The sequence below is a fragment of the Paenibacillus sp. IHB B 3415 genome (genome assembly GCF_000802655.2).
In the GTDB taxonomy this organism is placed as follows: Bacteria; Bacillota; Bacilli; order Paenibacillales; family Paenibacillaceae; genus Paenibacillus_AQ; species Paenibacillus_AQ phytohabitans.
Genome location: NZ_JUEI01000002.1, coordinates 210,540 through 228,664, shown reverse-complemented (window position 1 = coordinate 228,664; position 18,125 = coordinate 210,540). Strand labels below are relative to the sequence as shown.

Genomic DNA, 18,125 nt, shown 5'->3' with positions numbered 1-18,125 from the left:
ATGCAGGATTGTAAAATACTGGCCCACCGCGGCGCAAGCGCCTATGCACCGGAGAATACACTGGAAGCCTTCAGGCTCGCGGTGCAGCAGCATGCCGACGGTCTGGAAATCGATATTCATCTGACCAAAGACGGAGAGATCGTGGTGATTCATGATGATACGATTGACCGCACCTCTAACGGCAAAGGAGATATTATGTCCTACACGCTGGCTGAGCTTAAGGCCTTCCGCTTCAATACAGGCTTCGAGGAGCAATACCCGGAAGCGCAGATTCCTACCCTCCGCGAAGTGCTGGAACTGGTGAAGGGACATGACTTATACCTGAATATCGAAGTGAAAGATATCCTCTCTAAGTCGGAGCTGTATAACGGACTCGGGAAAGAGGCTGCGAAGCTGGTGGAGGAGTATGGCCTCAGTGGACAAGTGATCTTTTCTTCCTTCAATCATACCTCTATGGTAAGGCTCAAGGAATCTTGCCCGGAGATGCGGACAGCGCTGCTCTACATTGCGGGATTGTACGAGGGCGGGAAATATGCGCAAATGACCGGAGCCGATGCTCTGCATCCGTTGTACATCGGGGTCAACCGCGAATTGGTCGAAGAAGCACACGCAGCGGGGGTTCAGGTCAATGCTTGGACAGTGAATGATCCGGAGCATATCCGCATGATGCTGGAGGCCGGTGTAGACGCGATCATCACTGACCGTCCGGATGTCTGCTATCAGCTTAGAGAGGTACGCGCATGAAGCAGACCCAGATACTGGCTCACCGGGGAGCAAGCGCCTATGCGCCGGAGAATACGATGGCCGCATTCGGGCTGGCCCTCGACATGGGGGCGCACGGCATTGAACTGGATGTGCAGCTGACCCGGGACGGGAAGCTGGTGGTGATCCATGATCTGTCCATGGACCGGACTTCGAACGGGACAGGTCTGGTCGGAGAGCTGACGCTGGAGGAGCTGCGGCAGTATGATTTCTCGTATGCTTTTGCCGGGAAATACGGAACGGACGGAAGCCGCCTGCCCGAGCTTGGCGAGGTGATGGAGTTCGCCATGAAGCACGGGCTGTACATCAACATCGAGACGAAGGATTATTCCCGGCCTTACGGTGAAGTGAATATGCGGACAGCGGAGCTGGTACGCCGTTATGGCTATACAGAGAATACCCTGATCTCTTCGATCAATCATAATGCCGTGGCCCGGCTGAAGCGCGATTACCCGGAGCTCAAGACTGCGATTGCGTTCATGGAGAGCTTCTACCGGCTGGAGGCATATGCGGCGAATTGCCGGGCGGATGTGCTGCATCCTTATTATCTGGGCGTAGATGAAGCCTTCATGGAGCTGGCGGACCGCAGCCGGTTCGAGGTCAATCCCTGGACGGTGGACGATGAGGCGGAGATGATCCGCTTGCGGAATCTGGGGGTTACGCGGATTATGACCAATAAACCGGACCTTGCGCGGGAGTGCCTGAAGAACTGAGAGACGAATGGAAGCAGGCGGAAGAATCCGGCTGGAGGAGGAGAATATGAGCGGCATCGTTCTGGAGAAGGTAACCAAGAAATACGGTGACAAGCTGATTATTGAGGATTTGAATCTGACGATTGAGAGCGGCAGCTTCACGGTGCTGGTCGGCCCTTCCGGGTGCGGCAAGTCTACGACGCTAAGGATGATTGCCGGACTGGAGCATTCCACGGAAGGCTCGATTCACATCGGCGGGGTAAGCATGAACCAGGTAGAGCCGGGCAGACGGAATCTGGCCATGGTATTTCAGAATTATGCCTTGTACCCGACCATGACGGTCGAGAAGAACATCGAATACGGGCTGAAGAATAACAAAGTGCCGAAGGAGGAACGCCAGCGGCTGATTACTGAAATTGCGGAGACCGTCGGACTGACCAGACATTTGCACAAAAAGCCGGAGTTTCTCTCCGGCGGTGAACGCCAGCGGGTCGCCTTGGCGCGGGCCATGGTGAAGAAGCCAGCCGTGTTCCTGATGGACGAGCCGCTGTCCAATCTGGATGCCAAGCTGAGGCAGCAGATGCGCGCGGAGCTGATCGAGCTGCATAAGAAGCTGGGCGCGACCTTTGTCTACGTAACCCATGATCAGGTGGAGGCGATGAGCATGGGCACCCGGATCGTGCTGATGGATGGCGGGAAGGTCATGCAGGAGGATAACCCGCACAACCTGTATTACGATCCGGCCAACCTGTTCTCCAGCCGTTTCATCGGCACCCCGCCGATGAATATTCTGGCACTCGACCGCTGCGGGGAAGAGATCCGCAAGCTGGCTCCGCAGCAGGCCCGGTATCTTGGCTTCCGTCCGGAGAAGGCGAAGTTTGCCCTGGAGCCGGGAATGGAACCGGACAATACCGTTAGCCTGACGGGTACGCTCAGCGGCCGCGAGCTGCTCGGGTCGGAGATTATCTACAAAGTGCAGCTGGAGAACGGGCTGATCATTTCGGTGAAATGCTTCGACCGTCCGGAACGCGAGCTGGAAGCCGTGAGACTCTATGTGAAGAAGGAGCATCTGGCATTCTTCGACGCGCAGGAGCAGCGGGTCCGGGAAGCTGCCCGTTCCATGGAAGTTACAGCCGGAAGCACCGGTGATTCGGCATGAAGCGGCTACGCCCTTCCGTGAAGGTGCTTCCCTATCTGCTGGTTGCTCCGGCAGTGATCATCCTGACGGTATTTTACCTCTATCCGATTCTGTACAACATCTATTTGAGCTTCTTCACCTGGAATATGCGCGGACCGATGAAGTTCGCCGGACTAAGCAACTATGCAGAGCTGTTCAGCGGCCGGGATTTCCTCCATACCCTGCTCAATACGCTGCTGTACATGGTGATGGACGTTGGGCTGGTGATGGTACTGGCGATGGGGCTGGCGCTCTTTTTACAGAAAAACACACCGCTGAACCGGTTCATCCAGACACTGAGCTTCACGCCCAATATCATCTCGCTGGTATCCGTATCGCTGATCTGGATGTGGCTGATGAACACGGATACGGGGCTGTTCAATTATCTGCTGTCTGTGCTGGGAGCAGCGCCGGTGGGCTGGCTGACCGATAAGGATGTGGCCCTGTTCTCGCTGGTGCTGGTCTCGGTCTGGAAATCCGTCGGATTCAATGCGCTGATCATTTGCTCCGCCTTGGGCTCTATTCCGGGTTATCTCTATGAGGCTGCGGCTCTGGACAATGCGTCCAAGCGTTCCGTTTTCTTTCAAATTACGCTGAAGATGATTTCACCGACCTTGTTCTTCCTGATTCTGATGAATATCATCGGTTCTTTCCAGGTGTTCGAGACGATCAATATTATGACGCAGGGCGGTCCGTCCAATGCCACGAACACGCTGATCTTCAGCATTTATAAACAGAGCTTCGAATATTACCGGGTCGGCTACGCGTCCGCGATGGCGGTGGTGCTGATGGGTATCGTGGGGCTGATTACGATTTTCTACTTCAAAGCACTGAATAATCGGGTTCATTACCGCTAAAGGGGTGAGACAATGAAGGTTTGGGTCCGGCTGCCGGGCGCAGGACTACGGATCATAATATCGGTGCTGCTGATCGTGATCTTCCTGATGCCGTTCTATTGGATGATCCTCACCGCGTTCAAGACGCTGGGCGAGGTGCTAAGGATGCCGCCGAAATTCTGGGTGGACTCGCTGCAGTGGCAGAACTTCCGGGATGCTTTTACGAGGATTAACTTTCTGCATTATACCCGCAATTCCCTGATCATTACACTCGGGACGATGCTCGGCCAGCTGGTCGTTGTTGTGCCGGCAGCCTATGCATTCGCAAGATATCAATTCAAGGGTAAAAACGCGCTGTTCGGCATCGTGCTCGCCACCATGATGATTCCGGGACAGCTGATCTTCCTGCCGATCTTCGTCATGTTTGCGAAGTCCGGACTGCTGAACACTTATGTATCACTCATCGTGCCCTTCATTGCCAGCGGCACGGCCATCTTCATGCTGCGGCAGACCTTCATGCAGGTGCCGGATTCCCAGCTGGAGGCTGCCCGTCTCGATAATGCCAGTGAATTCAGAATCATCTACACGATCATGATGCCTGCCGCTGTGCCCACCTTGTCCACACTCGCGCTGCTGACGTTCATCGGGACGTGGAACAGTTACTTTTTCCCGCTGGTATGGACCACAACGGATGCTGTCCGGACCTTGCCGCTCGGAATTCAGAAGCTTCAGGATGTGGAGGGGCTCAGCCCGCAGATCGTGATGGCCGGGAATATGATGCTGATCGTGCCGATTCTGCTGGTCTTCCTGATTGCACGCAAACAGATTATCAAAGCGTTCACCTACATGGGAGTGAAGTAGCGGGAATACCCTGCGGCCTTGCATGTTGAATACCAAATACAGCAGTTCATGGAGGAGAAACGAATAATGAAGGTATGGGGAAAAAGAGTAACTCCGCTGCTCGCCACTGTTGCACTGACCGCCGTTCTTGCAGGCTGTGCCACCACCGAAGCCGAATCCAGTGTAGCGGCCTATGAGAAAGGGGATTCCGTCCTCGAGCTGAATTTCTGGACTTCTGCCGTGGAGGATGTGAACCAGAATCTGGTGGACCAGTTCAACGAGACCAAGGGAGCCGAGCTGAATATCCATGTGAATGCTGAATATCAGGGGGATTACTGGGAAATGCAGCAGAAGATTAACGCTGCAGCCATAGCGGGTACGCTGCCGAATGTTTTTATTGATGAAGTGGCGATGACTAAGGGCTTTGCCGACAGTGACATTATTGCCAATCTCGAACCGTTCATGGAAACGGACAAGTTCGACACCTCGGATTTCAAAATCGGCGACCTCGGCAACCTGTATCTGGGCGAGGATCTGTATGCCTTTCCGCATATGCGGAGTGTTCCCGTGATGTATGTAAACAAGACGCTCGCCGCTAAAGAAGGGCTGGATACGAACGGACCGGCGACCTTTGCCGAACTGGAGGCCTATCTGCAGACCGCATATGATGCTACCGGCCAGCCGCCGATGTACCTGTTCAACTATGACTTCTGGGTGATGGAGGCGCTGCTGCATTCGTACTCGGATACCAATGTGGTCAATGAGGATGAGACGAAATCCAACATCAACAGCGAAGGCGCAGTGAAGCTGATCACCTTCATTGAAGATCTGGAATCCAAGGGTCTGATCAAAGTACTCGGGGTCACGGACAAGGATGCCTACTATGCCTCCATTGCCAATCCGGGCACAGCGCTGATTTTCTCCAGTGTCGGCGGCTACAAAACGTTCGCCGGCATGGCCGCAGAGAGTGGAATTGATCTTGGAGTATCTATGATTCCTGCCGGAGAAGACGGCAAACGGGGCGTTCCGGTCGGCGGATCGAATACTTATCTGGCGAATACGGGAACGGATAATGAGAAGGCGGCCGCTTTTGAATTCATGAAATGGCTATCGGATACCGAGCAGGCGGCGTATGCTTCTGCCAATACCGGATATCTTCCGACCCGTCTAACCTCCCTCGACACGGAGCTGATGAAAGAGACCATTGCCGCCTTCCCTGGCTACAAGGTCGCTTCCGATGAACTGGAATTCAGTAAAATGCGTCCGATGACCGGTACGTACCACGAAATTGAAGATCTGATGGGCACACGCATCAACGATATCTGGCTGGAGAACCTGCCAATTCAGGAAAGCCTGGACACCCTCGCCAAAGAGGTGGATGACATCCTGAACCGCTAAACCGAAGTAGGATAAGAGCGAAGCCTGAACCCGAATGCTAAGGCAAATAACCAAAAACACAGAGCAGCGAACCTCCAGTAAGAGGACAATCGCTGCTCTGTTGACATTTCCTAACGGCACCTGCAGAAAAGTTTTGACAAGTTCAACAGGTACCGTTATAATCATATTCAACAGGTACCGTCAAATTCATTAACAGGTACCGTATGAAAATTCGAAGGAGGATTCATAATGAATATGAATGCTGAATTGTACGACAAGCTTGCCAAGCTGCAATGGCTGTTGCAGAGACAACACCTGAAGAACCACGCCGCTGTGGGTCCCATGGCTGATACGTCACGCGGGCAAGGCCGGATCATGGCGTTTCTGCGGATGAAGGACGGAATCAGCACTAAAGATTTATCCTATATGCTGGACATCCGTGTATCCTCGCTCAATGAATTGCTTGCCAAACTGGAGAAGGCCGAGTATATTACCCGTCAGCCTTCCGAGACAGATAAACGCATCATGCTGATTTATCTGACGCCGAAAGGGCGGGAGGAAGAGGGGCAAGAGGTTGAGGGCGGCAGCATATTTTCAGTCCTGTCGCAAGAAGAACAGGCAGCCTTCGGTGAATACCTGGTCCGCGTCATTACAGCCTTAGAGGAAGAGCTTGGAACAGATGCAGACCGTGATGTAATGGCTATGTGGATGCAGGCCGCTAAGGAGCGCATAGGATCGGAGGAATTCGACAAGCTGATGGCCATGCGCGGTCAGATGAGCAGAATGTGGGGAAATATGGGGGATGAACGTTTTGGCGGCAGGTTCCCCGGATTTGGCGGCCGAGAAGGTCAAGGCGGCGGCATGAACGGGTTCGGCTGGCCTTCCAGAGATGGAAGAGATGGCTCGCCGGACAACTCCTCCAATGATTCGGATGACAAGTAAGTAGAGCATTTCCTATTAAGCAGCAGCGGCGCTGTCTTTCCCGAAGAGCTGAAGGCAAAGGCAGCGCAATAAAGATTTTACCAAATACAGTCTGAAACTGACGATTAGTCAACACCCGCTCACGAGACCCGCATTTTCATTTGGTACGGGTTTGTTTGCTGCGGCGTAAAGTTCGTAATCAATTTATAGTTAGAATTCTAACTAATGTACAAACCAACATAACTTAAGAAAGTGGTGACCCGTATGGATACAGAAAACCTCCATTACTTTGAAAAAGCACCGGTTGCAAAAGCCGTAGCGCACTTCGCAATACCCATGATGCTTGGAACGTCAATGAGTGTCATCTATTCCATTTTAAACGCCTTTTTCATAGGCACCCTTAATAACACGGCCATGTTAACCGCACTCGCCTTAACCTTGCCTTTATTCGCCGTCATTATGGCGCTGGGTAACCTGATTGGAGTCGGCAGCAGTGCCTTCATTTCCCGTCTGTTGGGAGAGAAAAATACGGCTGATGTTAAGCATGTGTCTGCATTCGCCTTTTACAGCAGTCTGGTTCTCGGTCTTATCGCGATGACCGTCGGCCTGCCGCTCATTAATTCTATCGTACATGGCCTGGGGGCAACGCCTGACTCCTTCGGATTTACCAAGGACTACGTTACCATTATGCTTATTGGCTCACCCTTCGTCGTATTGTTCTTCACGCTGGAGAGTATTGTGCGCTCGGAGGGAGCCGCGATTACATCTATGATTGGTATGCTGCTTAGTGTGGCCGTGAACATTATTCTCGATGCGCTGGTCATCTTCGTCTTCCACTGGGATGTAATCGGTGTTGCGTCTGCCACGGTCATTTCTAACATGGTTGCGAGTGCTTACTACGCCTATCATATAGGATTTAAGAGTCAATTCTTAACGGTCTCACTGAAACAATTCAAGGCTACCAAGGTCATTCTGGGCAATGTATTCAAAATCGGAGTTCCCGTCTTTGTGATGAGTCTCTTCATGGGTGTCATGTCGCTTATCTTTAACCGATTTCTGGTTGAGTATGGGGAGCAGGCTATAGCGGGCTTCGGGATATCCTCACGTTTGCTGCAATTCCCCGAATTAATCCTGATGGGCTTAAGTGAGGGAGTCGTGCCGCTTATTGCGTTCTCTTTTGCAGCGAACCGATTGCGCATGAAGCATACCATTCAATTCACAATTAAAACAATTCTGGCGTTAGCCATCTTGTTCGGCGTTATCGTCTACCTGATCTCTGACCACTTAATTGGTCTATTCACGAATGACCCGCAATTGATACAAATGGGCAGCTACATCCTGCATGTGACGTTCTTATCCTTGTTCATTACAGGAATGACGACGCTATTCACGGGGATCTTTCAAGCAACAGCACAAGGAACCGCCGCCTTCATTATGTCAGTTATTCAAGGAATCACTCTGATACCTGTGCTCTACATCGCCAACCGGATGAACGGCTTCCATGGGGTGGTCTGGTCGCTGGTCATTTCCGATGTCGTTGCGTTCCTGGTCGGGGCCATCATGCTGTATGTTCTGAGGAACAAATTGCAGCCGGACTTGGTGAGTTTAGCACAGTAGGATCTAGAATCAGCGCTTGATAAGACAGCCAAGGATAGATACTCTAGAGGGAGCCGCAATAATACCGAAGTCTTCAATGAAGGAGCGAGATTCATGAATGTGGTGGAACGTGTGCCTTCCATAGTAGCTGGTTACCGTCATACGGTCCTGCTTAGGCCGGATGGGGCGGTAACGGCAGTGGGCGACAATAAATATGGTCAATGTGACGTAACCGGCTGGCAGGATATGGTGGCAATTGCTGCAGCTAATGCCCATACAGGGAATTCACATACCCTCGGACTCAGATCGGACGGTACGGTGGCAGCTGTGGGATGGAATAAGCATGATCAATGCGAGGTAAACGGCTGGCAGGGTATCGTGGCGGTTGCTGCGGGTTGGCGCCGTTCGGTTGGCATTCAATCGGCTGGCAGGGTAGTGGCCGTTGGCCGGAATAATGAAGGTCAATGCGATGTACACAGCTGGCGTGATATTATAGCGGTTGCAGCTGGCGACTGGCATACCGCCGGACTGAAACGGGACGGCACGGTCACAATTACGGGGAATAACCGGTATGGCCAATCCAATGTTAGCAGCTGGTGCGATATCGTGGCGATAGGGGCAGGTTATCTTCATACCGCCGGTCTTAGAGCAGATGGCACGGTGGTGGCTGCAGGCCGTAATCATGAAGGTCAATGCGAGGTAAGCGGCTGGCACGATATCGTTGCGATAGCGGTTGGCAGTCATCACACCATCGGTCTTAAAGCAGACGGTACAGTGGAAGCTCAAGGGTGGAATAAACACGGCGAATGCAATATAAGTGACTGGCGCGATATCGTGGCGGTTGCGGCAGGCTGCGCTCATAGCGTTGGCCTTAAGTCAGATGGCACGGTGATAGCTGCGGGTGATGATACATATGGTCAATGCGAGGTGAGCAGCTGGCCTTTCGGACAGCTGGAGGGCTATTGAGAGCAGGATGAAATACGAATAAATCATACGAATAAGGGCATTGTAATCAATGGAAAAGTTGATAAAAGATGATCGTAAATCGCGGTATTTTGAATTCCCCAGGAGGTTAAAGACTATGACAAATCAGGATCCGCAGGAGCTTCTTCGTCTAAAACACGAGCAAGATGAGCACAAAAAGCAGTTCACCAATTTTGCCCGGAGTGTCAGCGCCCATGGCGAGGCAGAAGCCGGCCAGGAATTTAGTGTTGACCGTGTGCCTGACGATCAGAACCGTATGAAATCTGTGGAGAACAGACGCCAGTAATCTTAAAACAGCCAAAAAGAAGCCGGTCCCTTTCGGGACCAAAAAGAAGCCGGTCCCTTTCGGGACCGGCTTACTCATTATTTGCTTTGCAGATAATAATCAATGATCACCCTGGCGGTTTCCCGGGCATGCTCCGCAGGCTTGGGATCGGTCTGCAGCATGGCTGCAGTAATCGCGCCTTCCACTAACAGAGACAGACCGCTGGATAAAGCTTCGCGATTCACAGACGGACATTCACTAAGAACAGAATCAATGTATTTTTTCATAAAAGCTTTGTAATTACGGGCCGCTTCATAGTAAGGATGGGAGTGATCCATAAATTCCGCTGCCGTCTTAATGTACACGCAGCCATTAAATTCCGGCTCCCCGAACCATTCTCCGAGCATATCGAATACAGCTAATAATTTGTCTCTGGGCGTTTTTGCGCTCTTGTTGACTGATGAGGGTATAAAATGAGAATGAAAAAGATTTCTCTTGTATTAGCCATACTATTTCTTGTTTTCTAATCACAATTTCCGGCTCAGAATATGTTTATTTAACGTTTCAGGACTGGAAAGTGAGTACAATCAACGTGGTTTATGTGCAGAATGATAAGGAAACGGTCTACAGCGTGTTTACCAGCAAATAATAAGCACCATTCCTGACAAGCGAGTCCTCCGTGACTCGCTTTTTTGATGTGAAATAGATTCAGAAAAACGGTTGAATTCTTCTTAATTAGCAGGTGTGCATGAATTATCCAGCTTCGGCCAAAATAAGGGTTACGATCAGAGGGGGTGTTTGTGTTGTGGAAGAGCATAACGGGTTACATTCCCGGCTGGAGTGTGTGTATGCAGGCACTTATTATTTTTATTGTTCCTGTCATTTTGACAAGATTCATGCTGTGGCTTCGCGCTAAGGAAGGCAAGGCCAGTACCCGGGGAAGACGGGCTGAAGGGCAGAAGGGCGGAGGCGTGCCAAGCTCCGAGGATACCGGTGAAGCGGAGCAAACCAGTGAAGCTGTGAAAAATCACAAGATTGTTCCTTCAACAGTTTCGCAGAAAAATCAGCAGCCAACGTTAACTTATACCGGACAATTTCAGCAGGATTTGCAGACCTTTAGGGAAATCAGTGCGGATATGTCGGATGTAAATGTACGGGAGTTGCGTGTAGGCATCCTGCAGTTGAAGGCAGCGCTGTTCTTTCTGGACGGCCTCACCGACAAGGATGGGATGGACCGCAATATCCTAAGGCCGCTGATGAACGCAGCACGGCCATTTGAAGGGCTGGACACTCCGCCTGATCCGGCGAGCCTGAAAGAAATTATTGTCCATCAGGTGGTGCTGGTCTCGGAAATTGAATTCACCAATCAGCTGGACATGTCGCTCAAAAAAGTGTTGTTCGGCTCTGCGGTGCTGCTGATCGAAGGAATGAGCGAGGTCTTCATCCTGGGGACGTCTAAAGGGAATACAAGAAGTGTAGAGGAACCGATCTCGGAAGCGCTGCTGCGCGGCCCGCGGATTGGCTTCACGGAAGCGCTGAGCGACAATACGGCCATGCTTCGCAGGCACGGACAGAACACCGATCTTGCGATGATTTCTTTTACGGTCGGGGAAAGAGTCGAGAAAGAGCTGATATTAACCTACATTAAAGGGGTTGCTAATGATGAACTGATTACAGAAATCACCCGGAGAATTCATACGATTAACATCGATGATGTGCAGGAATCCGGTTATATCGAACAACTGGTAGAGGACAATTATCTCAGCCCCTTCCAGCAGGTTCAGAATACGGAACGGCCGGACCGGGTGATGGCTGCACTGCTGGAGGGAAGGGCTGCCATTTTGCTTGACGGCACGCCGTTTGCGTTGATCATGCCGGTGACGTTCGGGATGCTGCTGCAATCTCCGGAGGATTATTATGACCGCTGGTTCTCCGGCTCCTTGCTGCGGATGCTGCGCTTCTTCGCCGCCTCCGTATCTCTGTTTGCTCCGGCGCTCTATATTTCCTTCCTCTCCTTCCATCCCGGTCTGGTTCCGACCAAGCTGGCAATTTCGATCATGAGCTCACGCCAAGGGGTTCCGTTTCCGACCTTAATCGAAGCGCTCATTATGGAGATTTCGATCGAAATCCTGCGTGAGGCGGGCCTGCGTCTGCCTAAGCCGATTGGCCCGGCCATGGGTATCGTCGGCGGTCTGATTATCGGCCAAGCTGCGGTAGAAGCCGGAATAGTTAGTCCGATTCTGGTCATTGTCGTTGCTGTTACAGCGATTTCTTCCTTCTCGGTGCCGATGTACAGTGCGGGAATCACCCTGCGGTTTCTCCGTTTCTTCGCTATGTTCTTCGCCGCAACCTTCGGTCTGTATGGTGTAGTGATGTTCTTCCTCCTGCTGAGCGGTCATCTGATCAAGCTGAAGAGCTTCGGAGTACCTTACCTGAGCATGGTCACCCCTAACCGGACGAGTGATCTCCGCGACTTTATTGTCCGGGTTCCGCTGCAGTTGATGAAGCGCCGCCCGTCACTATTGGAGCCCAAGGATAAGCTGCGTAAAAGATAAGACACTTTGAAAGGGAGGTGAGCTTATGATCACTAAAACCCATGACAAAATTACAACGACTCAAGCGACCATTATTATGGTAAATTACATTCTCGTAGCCGGGATATTCAGCCTTCCCCGGACAACCGTACAGGCTTCAGGTACACCCGATGTGTGGATATCAGTTATTCTGGGGGCGCTCTGTTCGATGGTAACAGGTATTATTATTGCCAGACTCAGCCAGAGGTTTCCGGGCCAGACCTTTTTTCAATACAGCACCCAAATTACCGGTAAACCGGTCGCCGTATTGCTCGGGCTGGTGATCATCGGGTATTTCCTCGCAGTGTCCGGCTATGAGCTGCGTACCATGCAGGAGGTAACCATGTTCTTCCTCCTGGAAGGTACCCCTGCATGGGCAGTAGCGGGCCTGTTCCTGTGGGTCGCCCTTTATCTGTGCAGAGGGGGAATCAATGCCTTATCACGGCTAAGCAGACTGGTTGCTCCTTTGGCCGGTGCCGTATTCATCGGCGTCTGCCTGCTTAGCCTTAAGGTGTTCGATCTGGATAATCTGCGGCCTGTACTTGGAGAAGGCCTCGCTCCGGTCTGGAGAGGAGTTAAGCCAACGGCTCTAACCTATACAGCGGGCGAAGCTCTGCTGTTTATTGTTGCTTTTATGGACAAGCCCAAGCGGGCCGGCAGAGTTCTCGTGATCGGAACCCTGATCTCAATGATTTTTTATTTGCTGGCTGTTGTGCTGACGATCGGGGCGTTTTCTGTAGAAGGAGTGGTTACCCGGACCTGGCCATTCATTGATCTGATCCGCAGCTTTGAAGTGAATCTGCTGCTCGAACGGTTTGAGTCGCTGCTGCTGGTAATCTGGATTATGCAGATTTTCTGTACGTTCTGTATCTCTTTTTATGGGGCGGCGCTGGGGGTCTCGCAAATCTTCAACCTCAAGCTGGACCATTGCTTATTCCTGCTGCTGCCGGTTGCTTATCTCATCACGGAAGCTCCCAAGAATATTAACAATTTGTTTGCCTTTGACACTGGGCTTGGCAATTGGGCAATTGTGCTCTTCGGACTGTTCCCGCTGCCGCTACTGCTCATTGCATATTTCCGGAGAGCCGGCTCATGAAGCGCTGTGCTCTGCTGATTGTGTCGATCGCTCAAATTGTGCTGTTAACGGCCTGCTGGAGCAGTGCACCGATTGAGAATTTGAATATGGAAGTAGCGGTAGCGCTGGATGCGGCTGATGAGTCCGCCATTGAAAAGAAGTTCGAAGGTGAAGGTGGAGACTATCCTAAACGCGACCGGATATCGGCGACCTACCAATTTATTGTCCCGCAAGGTGCAGTAGGCTCCAAAAAAGAAGGGGCTGCTTCAAGAAATTTCTACAATATGACCGAGACCGGCGATTCTATCTTTGAGGCCATCCGTGAGCTCTCGCTGCGCACAAACCGCCAGCCGATCGGACACCACTTAAAGGTGATTGTTATTGGCGAGAAGCTGGCCCGTTCCACGAAGCTGTCGGAGCTGATTGATTTCTTCAGCCGGGATAATGATATCCGCCCGAGCGTGCTGGTCCTGGTCAGCAAAGGGAAAGCCAAGGATGTACTGAACAATGTGATGCCCGGCCAGACACCGGCCTTTGTGCTCGAAGGCATCTTCGGCAACCGTGACCGGAGCCTGCGCATCTGGGACCCGGTAACCATTACCAAGATTGTTGGCCCTTTGCGCAGCAAGAAGAGCTTTCTGCTACAGAATGTCATTGCTGCGGAGAATGAAATGAAGTTTGCCGGAGCCGGAATCATTGACGGTGAGTCAGGCAAGCTCAGCGGTTTTTTGAACGAGAAGGAGCTGGAGGGTGTAGTCTGGCTGACAGGCAAGGGTAAAGGCGGTGTGCTCAAAACCCACAAGGATGACACCGGCAGGCTGATTACCTATGAGGTGAAAGCGATGAGCAGCAAGATCAAGGCGGTTGTGGAAAAGGGGCAGATTTCGTTCCATGTAAAGATTGAATCGAAAGGCCGATACGCCGAAACCTTCTCAACAGACGGGGACCGATTGGATGCGGCTTTTATGAGACGGGATGCCATGGAGCTGGAGAAGGAGGTAAGGGAGCTGGTTGAGACGGTGATTGACAAAATGCAGCATGAGCTGCATGCCGACGTCGGCGGATTCGGTAAAACCCTGAGAATTCAGCATCCTGAGGCATGGCGGAAAGTGAAGGAGCATTGGGATCAGACGTTCACCGGGCTTCCGGTACACCTTGAGGTTAAGCTTCAAATCGAAGAGTATGGTGCTTCCGGTACAGCGACGGACTGACCTAAAATGCATTGGAGGGAAATTACTACTCAAGAAAAACTTTGATCCCTATAAAGCCTCGAAGAATTCGGAGGCCGGGAATCTCCCAAGTCCGGAACTCAGGCAAGCCATGACAAAGTACAATGAGGAATTAGTTAAGGCAGGCGTACGGATTGCAGCAAAAGGTCTTCATCCAAGTTCAAACGGGATTCGTCTTTCGTATCCGGTACCAGGGGGAGACCCGGTAATTACAGACGGCCCCTTCACGGAATCGGAAGACTTGATTGCCGGTTTCATTTTGATTGATGTGAATTCGAGGGAAGAAGCCATTTCGTGGGCTATGCGCATGCCGGACCCGCAAGGGCATGGTGAAGGTCAGGTTGAATTGCGTCAGGTATTTGAATAACAGGACAAAGACCAGCTAAATAGGCTGAACTTAAGATTTTAACATACAACTAATCCTTCAACCGTGAATATTTGGACCTCCGGGCTCCGGGCGGCTGCAGTTGCCGCAGGAATTTTCTATTCATCTGCTTTCTGGAACAGAGTTTTGTAACATTTCATAAAATCCTGCACATAATACAACATTCCCCTCTCCATATCGGCTCAAATCCAATATTGTTGTAAAAAATGCAGCATTTCATCTGTTTCAAGCGGCTTAGCCGGATTATTCTTGTATTTCATACAACAATCCTTCCGAATACCCTGCTGTTTATGAATCAAAGTTGCAAAACGTACAACATTTATGTCTACAGTGTTATCCAAAAAGTTTCCATTCGGCCGGCAACGAAACAAGTGTGAGAAATTGACGTATTCCGCCAGTTCTACAACGATCTATGCAGATGACAGATTCTATCCGGGTCTGTTTTTTTGCTATATAGCCCTTTTACATAGAATACGCTCCTCTTGGTTTGTCTTGATTAGGGTTATCATTTATGATAATCAATGGAATGTATTACCGCAATTATATAGAAGTGTAGTTGAGAGGACGGCGAATATGCTCAGAAACTTCATGCGATCCGCCATTTTGCTTTGTCTGCTTATGATATGGGGATGTTCCGGCAGCCAGAATCCACCGCTGCCGGATACAACCTCCCCAATCTCTTCCATTCCGCCAATCTCACCAGCTTCGCCAACTGTAAATACAGATCCGGAGGATGCCGCTAATATCTACTACGTATCTATAGCTGGAGATAACACTAACCCGGGGACGATAGATTCACCCTGGAAGACACTCCAGTATGCTGCCGATCATGCCGGTCCGGGTAGTTACGTCTATATTCGCGGAGGCGTGTATCATCAGAAGCTGCGCATCTCAAGAGGAGGCTCAGCGGCAGAGGGTCCTATCGTGTTCGCCGGATATCCTAATGAGACAGCAGTCCTTGACGGGGAAGGCATGCCGGTTAACGGGCTGGAAGGACTTATCGAGATCGGTCAGGCGGGCTATGTAACCATTAGGGAACTGGAAATTCGCAATTATAAGACATCAACCAGAGGTGAGGTGCCCGCTGGCATCTATATCCACGGCTCAGGGAAGTCCATTTCGTTATTGAATAACCGCATTCATTCCATCGCCAATACCGCCATACCTGAAGGGGACGAGCTTTCCGGCAGAGATGCCCACGGTATAGCGGTGTACGGTACTGAAGCAGACGCAGCCCTGGTTGGCCTGACCATTGACGGCAATGAAGTGTATGATTTGGTCCTCGGTTCCAGTGAAGCGCTGGCTGTGAATGGCAATGTGGATGCTTTTGCGATTACGAACAATATCATTCATGACAATGACAACATCGGGATTGACCTGATCGGCTATGAAGGTACGGCCGGAGACATGGCGGTAGACCAGGCAAGGAACGGAACGGTTCGGGGCAATGTAGTCTACGGGATTTCATCCAATACTAATCCGTCATACGGCGCTTCTGTGCCGAACGGCAGCAATGCAGCGGGCGGAATATACATCGACGGGGGCAGGTCAATTCTTGTCGCGGAGAATCGCGTTTACGACAATGACATTGGGATTGAGCTTGCTTCCGAGCATAAGGGACAGCTAACCAGCGGCATCACAGTACAAGACAACCTGATCTACCGCAATCGCCTGACCGGCATTGCAATGGGCGGTTATGACGGGGAGCGCGGCGGCACCAGCGATAGTACGGTTGTATCCAATACGCTGTACAAGAATGACCTCTTGGGCGACGGCAATGGACAATTATATCTGCAAGCGAACTTAAGCGGCAATACGATTAGTAAGAATATTATAGTAGCCGGGGATTCCAGCGTCTTCATCAGCAACGAATACACGAGCAACCGGAATAACACGGTGGATGGTAATCTTTATTACGCTGAGGCTGGAGCGGATGAGGCGTTCTGGGTCTGGAAAAAGAAACCTTACACCGGCTTCGCCGCTTACCAGCGCGGCTCAGGCAACGATTCCGGCTCACGATTTGCCGAGCCGCTGTTCAAAGATGCCTCCCGTGATGACTTCCGCCTGGAGCCGGGTTCACCGGTAGCCGATGGCGGAGCTACAGAGGAAGGAGCACAGCCATGATTTATTTGCGGAGCTTTAAGCTGTCTGATGAAATCGAGCGTAATCCCAACATCTACCCTGACCATGTATTTAAGCATATCGCCGGAGAGGTGCTGTTGTTTGACCGGATCACAGTGCTCTATGGCAATAACGGCAGCGGTAAATCCACGTTACTTAATGTAATTTCGGGCAAGCTGGGGATTCCGGGAGCCGAAAGAATGACCAGCTATGGGCATAGTATTTATGCTCAGCGGTTTGTGGAGAGGAGCAGCTATCAGCTCGGGCAGGATGAGCAAGAGCGTGCAATCAGGCGGCTCCCAGAAGGAAGCCGGTATCTGAAATCAGAGGATATTTTATATGAGGTCAAGAAGATCCAACAAGCCTCCGTCCTGCGTGAGGGACTGTTATATGAGCAGATGAATAAAGGAATGAGCAAAGAACAGGCAGCAGAATATGAAGCAACCTATGCGTTTAAGAAGAAGCTGGAGGACATTCAGTTCTCGCAAGAGAAATACTCGAATGGCGAAACATCCATGCAATTTTTCGGGGAACATCTGCTGCCCGGGCAATTGTACTTACTGGACGAGCCGGAAACATCACTGTCTCCAGCCAATCAGATAAAAATGGCCGAGCAAATCAATGAGCTGGCGCGTTATTTGGACAGCCAATTCATCATTGCTACTCATTCACCTTATGTTCTAGGCACACTACAGGCAAAAATATACAACCTCGATGCAAAACCTCTTCAGACAGCAGAATGGTTTGAGCTGGACAATGTCCAATTCTTTTATCAGTTTTTCAATAAGCATAAGCAGTTGTTTGAATGAGAGTGGAAGAGGTTCTTAGGGCGCCCGGCTTGGGCGTCTTTTATTTGCTCCGCAGGTATTCTCTGTCTGCTTCACCTGAACGGCTGCTCATGCGTCTTGCTTGTTCAGTCCGGCACCATGCGGCGAAACTATCGCTTTTGCGCAAAGAAGCTTGGCCCCGGGAAATGAAGATACGGCCGGGTGAATGGGGTGTTGTATCGCGTCCAGGCAGCATAAACCTCCGGAGGGTAGCAGGAGTCCAAGGCGGTAATGAAATGATCGGGGAATATTTGCGTAAACGTTTTTACAAATTCATGGTTCCGAATGTCATCCGCTTGAATTTTAAATTTCACAAAATCCGATCAAACCAATCCATTCAAATTCGAAAGCATTAAAATCCGCTTGTGTCACATTACTTGACGCTAAAATTAGATAATTTCCATTATAAAGAAAATATAAACCAGATACATAACGCAACGATGTCATAAATAATATTTGTAAGCG

General features: G+C 51.0%; 17 protein-coding genes. 16 read left to right on the top strand and 1 reads right to left on the bottom strand.

Features of this window, described 5'->3' with window-relative positions; translation table 11 throughout:
* The 10 genes from QW71_RS01480 (at position 1) to QW71_RS36775 (ending at position 9,471) form a co-directional block, all read left to right on the top strand.
* Positions 1–744 carry a glycerophosphodiester phosphodiesterase gene (locus tag QW71_RS01480; protein ID WP_039292154.1) on the top strand — a complete coding sequence of 248 codons (744 nt, stop codon included), beginning with the start codon at positions 1–3 and terminating at the stop codon, positions 742–744.
* Positions 741–1,475 carry a glycerophosphodiester phosphodiesterase family protein gene (locus QW71_RS01475; protein ID WP_039292151.1) on the top strand — a complete coding sequence of 245 codons (735 nt, stop codon included), beginning with the start codon at positions 741–743 and terminating at the stop codon, positions 1,473–1,475. Before QW71_RS01480 ends, QW71_RS01475 begins: the two co-directional genes overlap by 4 nt.
* A gap of 46 nt (positions 1,476–1,521) precedes the next feature.
* Entirely contained in the window at positions 1,522–2,613 is a 1,092-nt protein-coding gene (locus QW71_RS01470) for an ABC transporter ATP-binding protein (RefSeq protein WP_039292372.1), read from the top strand.
* Entirely contained in the window at positions 2,610–3,488 is an 879-nt protein-coding gene (locus QW71_RS01465; RefSeq protein ID WP_039292148.1) for a carbohydrate ABC transporter permease, read from the top strand. Before QW71_RS01470 ends, QW71_RS01465 begins: the two co-directional genes overlap by 4 nt.
* Before the next feature lie 12 nt (positions 3,489–3,500).
* On the top strand, positions 3,501–4,328 hold the full coding sequence (locus QW71_RS01460; RefSeq protein WP_039292146.1) for a carbohydrate ABC transporter permease: 828 nt from the start codon (positions 3,501–3,503) through the stop codon (positions 4,326–4,328).
* Between the two features lie 66 nt (positions 4,329–4,394).
* A complete protein-coding gene (locus QW71_RS01455; protein WP_039292143.1) occupies positions 4,395–5,705 on the top strand; it encodes an extracellular solute-binding protein in 1,311 nt (436 codons plus the stop codon).
* Positions 5,706–5,933: 228 nt separating this feature from the next.
* On the top strand, positions 5,934–6,626 hold the full coding sequence (locus tag QW71_RS01450; protein ID WP_039292142.1) for a MarR family winged helix-turn-helix transcriptional regulator: 693 nt from the start codon (positions 5,934–5,936) through the stop codon (positions 6,624–6,626).
* Positions 6,627–6,869: 243 nt separating this feature from the next.
* On the top strand, positions 6,870–8,222 hold the full coding sequence (locus QW71_RS01445; RefSeq protein WP_039292141.1) for an MATE family efflux transporter: 1,353 nt from the start codon (positions 6,870–6,872) through the stop codon (positions 8,220–8,222).
* 93 nt (positions 8,223–8,315) lie between these two features.
* Complete coding sequence (locus tag QW71_RS01440) at positions 8,316–9,167, top strand: chromosome condensation regulator (protein WP_039292139.1); 852 nt, start codon at positions 8,316–8,318, stop codon at positions 9,165–9,167.
* Between the two features lie 115 nt (positions 9,168–9,282).
* Positions 9,283–9,471 carry a hypothetical protein gene (locus QW71_RS36775; protein ID WP_039292137.1) on the top strand — a complete coding sequence of 63 codons (189 nt, stop codon included), beginning with the start codon at positions 9,283–9,285 and terminating at the stop codon, positions 9,469–9,471.
* A 77-nt stretch (positions 9,472–9,548) separates the two neighbouring features.
* Here the strand turns inward: QW71_RS36775 and QW71_RS01430 are convergent, their stop codons facing one another.
* Positions 9,549–9,920: a TetR family transcriptional regulator C-terminal domain-containing protein gene (locus QW71_RS01430; RefSeq protein ID WP_373604755.1), complete on the bottom strand. Its 372-nt coding sequence runs from the start codon at positions 9,918–9,920 to the stop codon at positions 9,549–9,551.
* A 333-nt stretch (positions 9,921–10,253) separates the two neighbouring features.
* On the opposite strand from QW71_RS01430, the gene QW71_RS01425 reads away from it, so the two are divergent.
* From QW71_RS01425 to QW71_RS01400, 6 genes are all read left to right on the top strand, one after another.
* A complete protein-coding gene (locus QW71_RS01425) occupies positions 10,254–12,005 on the top strand; it encodes a spore germination protein (protein WP_039292134.1) in 1,752 nt (583 codons plus the stop codon).
* 25 nt (positions 12,006–12,030) lie between these two features.
* Positions 12,031–13,119, top strand: a complete 1,089-nt coding sequence (locus QW71_RS01420; RefSeq protein ID WP_039292131.1) for a GerAB/ArcD/ProY family transporter — start codon at positions 12,031–12,033, stop codon at positions 13,117–13,119.
* Entirely contained in the window at positions 13,116–14,309 is a 1,194-nt protein-coding gene (locus tag QW71_RS01415) for a Ger(x)C family spore germination protein (RefSeq protein WP_039292128.1), read from the top strand. Before QW71_RS01420 ends, QW71_RS01415 begins: the two co-directional genes overlap by 4 nt.
* A gap of 10 nt (positions 14,310–14,319) precedes the next feature.
* Positions 14,320–14,694, top strand: coding sequence for a YciI family protein (locus QW71_RS01410; protein WP_047013559.1), 375 nt, complete (start codon positions 14,320–14,322; stop codon positions 14,692–14,694).
* A gap of 591 nt (positions 14,695–15,285) precedes the next feature.
* The gene (locus QW71_RS01405) at positions 15,286–16,836 is read left to right on the top strand and encodes a right-handed parallel beta-helix repeat-containing protein (RefSeq protein WP_052769828.1); all 1,551 of its coding nucleotides are present in this window, start codon (positions 15,286–15,288) and stop codon (positions 16,834–16,836) included.
* Entirely contained in the window at positions 16,833–17,642 is an 810-nt protein-coding gene (locus QW71_RS01400; RefSeq protein ID WP_039292123.1) for an AAA family ATPase, read from the top strand. Before QW71_RS01405 ends, QW71_RS01400 begins: the two co-directional genes overlap by 4 nt.
* Positions 17,643–18,125 lie beyond the last annotated feature (483 nt).